The sequence below is a fragment of the Candidatus Omnitrophota bacterium genome, assembly GCA_030688425.1.
GTDB lineage: Bacteria > Omnitrophota > Gorgyraeia > Zapsychrales > JANLHA01 > JAUYIB01.
Map to the genome: position 1 here is coordinate 1 of JAUYIB010000020.1, position 1,087 is coordinate 1,087.

The 1,087-nt window shown below is 56.6% G+C and carries 1 protein-coding gene; it reads left to right on the plus strand.

All coding sequences use genetic code 11. The features are described from left to right. Positions 1-324: 324 nt before the first annotated feature. Positions 325-1,087, plus strand: a 763-nt coding sequence (locus tag Q8Q08_08595; protein ID MDP2654073.1) for a hypothetical protein, incomplete at its 3' end; no start/stop codon positions are given.

A 1,087-nucleotide genomic window follows, 5' to 3' on the forward strand; every position in this document is an offset into this window, starting at 1 on the left:
TTGACAGTGGCGGCCTTGAGAGCAGGACTCAAGGCCATCCCATCCGTTGTAAGAGCTGGTGGAGAGGTTGTGGAGACGGCAACCCAGCGAGCAGGCCCCGTCATACGCCGCTTTGCGGCTGAGGAGGTGGGGTCTATACGGCTGGCCTTTGGTGGAGAACAACCTAGACCCCTCGCCCGTCCCCCTCAGCCGTTGCCCGCTCCCTCCGCAGGCGCAGGGGCGGTTGCCAAAGAGCCGTGGCCGTTACCCCCTCCAGACTTTTCGATAACACGGGACACAATGCCCGCATCACGACTCAGGGCTTATAAGGTCGCCGATGATGCTATGGATGCCGAGATAGTCCGACTTTCCGAGGAGATAGGCGATAGCAATAAGCGGATTTTGGCTTTAGGTGAGCAAGCGAGTAGACCAGGGATTCGTAGGATTGCCAAACAACGATTAGCCAGTGGGGGAGGCTATTCCACTGGTTTTCAAGATTCTCCTGCTGTACGCCGATTGAAAAATGAAGCAAGGGCATTAGAACAGCGGGTTGTGGCACTAACAGAGGAACGCGATAATATCCGTGGACTGCGGTTTAACCCCGATTATGAGTTGGAACGCTCAATGCTGCAGGCGGGGGAAAAAGGTATAGAGACCAAGGCCGTCCCCACGCAACCCGTCGCTCCCGCCAGGAAGCGTCTGCCCCGTCAAGCTGTTACAGCACAACAGGCTCAGGATATAGTCGTTAGGGATATTCAAGAGAAGGCCGTTGCTCTGCGGGTCAGTGCGAGTCAAGGAAGAGTAGCCGAGAATAGATTGTATATCTCTCCGCAGAGTCGTATCACCGTTGCTGGCCGTGAACACCTCATAAATAACTCTGAGGCCATTCGGCAGGCTGGATTAGTACCCGACCCCCAGGACTTGAATTACTACCGATTGCCAGAGGTTGAACTCCCCGCCGTTACGGAAAGGCAGCGACCGCCACGCGGCGGAGGCCCCACTATTCGTCAAGGGGCAGCGCCTATTCGTAATGCCGAGGTTCCTGCTCCAACGCCCGAACTCGTGGATACCATGCTAGAACGGCAGGGCTTTGCTCCTGAGATGGCGT